Origin of the sequence: Corynebacterium sp. (assembly GCF_012838985.1) — a bacterium.
Classification (GTDB): Bacteria; Actinomycetota; Actinomycetes; order Mycobacteriales; family Mycobacteriaceae; genus Corynebacterium.
Genome location: NZ_DUOE01000155.1, coordinates 1 through 3,308, shown reverse-complemented (window position 1 = coordinate 3,308; position 3,308 = coordinate 1). Strand labels below are relative to the sequence as shown.

General features: G+C 67.5%; 3 protein-coding genes. All 3 read right to left on the bottom strand.

Going from position 1 to position 3,308, the window contains the following annotated elements:
- The coding region (gene secF, locus GXZ33_RS09090; protein ID WP_291340697.1) for a protein translocase subunit SecF at positions 1-796 on the bottom strand (796 nt) is incomplete at its 3' end.
- Positions 797-2,626, bottom strand: a complete 1,830-nt coding sequence (secD, locus tag GXZ33_RS09085; RefSeq protein ID WP_291340695.1) for a protein translocase subunit SecD — start codon at positions 2,624-2,626, stop codon at positions 797-799. It abuts the gene before it with no gap.
- Positions 2,627-2,856: 230 nt separating this feature from the next.
- The coding region (yajC, locus tag GXZ33_RS09080) for a preprotein translocase subunit YajC (RefSeq protein ID WP_291340693.1) at positions 2,857-3,308 on the bottom strand (452 nt) is incomplete at its 5' end.

The window sequence follows — 3,308 nt, the reverse complement described above, 5'->3', positions numbered from 1 at the left end:
CGATCGGCAGCGCCGAGATCACGGACGTCGAGATGGACCGCATGACCGTCTGGTTGACCGCCAGGTTCGCCTCCTCCCCGTACGTGGAACGGCGGGAACTGAGGTAACCGGCGGTGTTCTCACGGACCTTGTCGAACACGATGACCGTGTCATAGATCGAGAACGACAGCACCGTGAGCAGACCGATGACGGACGCCGGGGACACCTCGAAGCCGAAGAGGGCGTAGATGCCGGCGATGAGGACGGCGTCGACAAGCAGCGCGAGCATCGCGGCCGTCGCCATCTCCTTCTCCAGGCGGAAGGCGATGTACAGGAACACCAGGCCCAGGAAGACGGCCATCGAGATGAGCATCCGCTTCGTGATCGTCGAGCCCCAGGACTCGGAGACCGTGGAGTCACCGATCGCGTCCGGCGAGGGCTGCCCCTGCGCGTCGAGCGGCTGGTGCTCCTCGAAGATCGCGGAACGGGCGGCGTCGACCTGCTCGGTGGTCAGGCGCTCGGAGTTGATCTCCAGGATGCGGGAGTCGCCGGCACCGACGATCTGGGTGAGGGTCGGGGTGACGCCGGTGGCGTCGATGAAGGTCTCCTCGACCTGCTCGACCGTGAGCTCCGCGGCCGGCATGTTCATCTTGGTGCCGCCCTCGAAGTCGATGCTGAGGTCGAAACCGCGGATGCCGATCGCCGCGATCGAGATGACCAGCAGCACGGCGGTGATCCAGTACCAGAGGCGGGAGCGACCGATGAAGTCGACGCCGCCCTCACCGGTGTACAGACGGCTGAATGTGCCCTTGCTCATCTACTTCTCCTCCGTGGATGCGGTCGTGGATGCGGCGGCCACCAGGGCCGGGGCGGGGGCGGACGCTGCTTCCCGACGATTCTCCGCGGCCAGCTCGAAGACCTTGCCCATTCCGTTGACGGAGGGCTTGGCGAAGAACGGCTTGCGGGCCGCCAGCAGCATGAGCGGCGCGGTCACCAGGAAGGTCACCACCAGGTCGAAGACCGTGGTCAGGCCCAGCGTGAACGCGAAGCCCTTGACCTCGCCGACGGCGAGGAAGTAGATGACCACGGCACCGATGAGGGTGACCATGTTGCCGGTGACGATGGTGCGCTTCGCACGGTCCCAACCGTGCTGGGCGGCGGAACGGAAGGTACGGCCCTCACGGACCTCATCCTTGACGCGCTCGTAGAACACGACGAAGGAGTCGGCGGTGGTGCCGATACCGATGATCAGGCCGGCGACGCCGGACAGGTCCAGCGAGTAACCGATCCAGCGGCCCAGCAGGATGAGGGAACCGTAAACCAGCAGACCCGCGGTGAACAGGGTCACCAGGGAGATGACGCCGAAGAGGCGGTAGTAGGCGAACACGAAGATCGCCACCAGGATGATGCCGACGACACCGGCGATCAGGCCGGCCTGCAGGGAGGCCACACCCAGGGACGCGGGGACGGACTGGGCGGTGCCGCCCGGCTCCCCGTCCTCACCGGCGAAGGACAGCGGCAGCGCGCCGTAACGCAGGTTGTTCGCCAGCTCGGCCGCCTCATCCTGGGTGAAGCTGCCCGTGATGGAGGTGCCGGAGCCGAACGGGGTCGCCGACTGGATGACCGGCGCCGAGATGATGCGGGAGTCCAGGGTGATGGCGACCTGCCGCTGCAGGTACTGCTGGGTCAGTTCGGCCCAGGTCTGGGAACCGGAGTTCTCGCCGTCGGTCTTGAAGGCGAAGTTGATCTCCATCTGGCTGGACTGCGGGTTGAAACCGCCGGTGATGGCACGCGAGGTGTCGATCTCGTTGCCGGTCAGGCGCGGGCCGTTCTCGTCGGTCACACCCGACAGCAGCGGCGCAGGGCCGAGAAGATAGACCTGACCGGAACCCGGCTCACAGGTCACGAGGGGCAGATGCGCCTCGTCGGAACCGGCGAGAGGGTCGGTCTCCGAGTCACACCGCAGCAGGGTCGTGGCGGCGGCCTGGACGGTCGGGTCAGTGGACTGACGGTCCGCGCGCAGCTGTTCGGTGATCTCCTGACGACGCTCCGTCGCCTCGATGGAGTTCGCCGGTTCCGGCAGCGGCGTCGCGGTGATCTCCGGAGCCTCCACCGGATCAGCACCCTCCAGCTGCTGGTTGAAGGCATCGAGGACGAGCGAGACGGAGCTCTCCGCCTCTTCCTTCGTCACGATGCCCAGCTCGACCCAGCGGTTGGCCATGTCACCCAGGGTGCCGGTCAGCGCCTCCGTGTCGGGGTTCGCGGGCGCCGCGACCGGGCGGAACAGCAGCTGGGAGGTCTGGCCCACGGAACGCGCCTGCGAGGTGTCCTCGCCCGGCACCGTGATGACCAGCGTGTTGCCGTCGGTGACGACGCTCGCACCGGAGACACCCATGCCGTTGACACGGTTCTCCAGGATGGTGCGGGCCTGCGCCAGCTGGTCCGCGGTCGGCTCCTGCCCCTGCGGGACGAGCGTCACACGGGTACCGCCCTGCAGGTCGATGCCCAGCTTCGGGCTCGCCTCCCTGTCACCGGTGAACAGGACCAGCGCCCAGACCACAGCGAGAATGAGGGCGAACAGCGCGAGCGCGCGCTTCGGCCAGGCCCGTTGGGCCCCCGGCTTTTCGCGTCGGGTTGTGACGGACAATGCGGTTCTCCATCTGTGTTGCTACGAAAAATCCCACCTGCCGCCCGACGTACGGCGGCAGGTGCACAAACGAACATGCTACGTCATGCGTAGTACCCCGGCAGTGTCCGACCCGGGCCCGGGTCACGTGAGATGGATCAGGTCGCGCGGGCCGCCGCCCGGGTGACGGGGCCGAATACAGCGGCGACGAGCACCATGCCCGGCAGCGGGCCGGGCATCTCCGGCAGGGTCTAGCGGTTCTCCGGGTGGCCGCCGTCCGGGCGGTTCTCCGGATGATCCGGGAAGTCCGGGTAATCGGGGAAGTCGGTGTTGTTCTCCGGGTGCTCCGGGAACTGCGCCTCCGGGTGCTGGTAGCCGACCTGCTCACCGGTGGCCGGGGTGCCGCCGGCCACGGAGCCGAGGTCCTCCGGGGTGGCCCGGCGCATGATGGCGATGCGGTCCATGGTGGCCACCACGCCTGCGGCGATCTCGACCTCCACCTGGGTCTCACCGGCCGTGACGATCGTGCCGTGGATACCCGCGACGGTGACCACGCGGTCGCCGACGCCGAGTGCGGACTGCATGGACTGCAGTTCCGCCTGACGACGACGCTGGCTGCGCATCATGAGGAAGGACGGCAGGATGAAGACGGCGATCACCAGTACGAGAAGAAGTAGGTCCATGGTGTGCCAGTGTGCCAGAT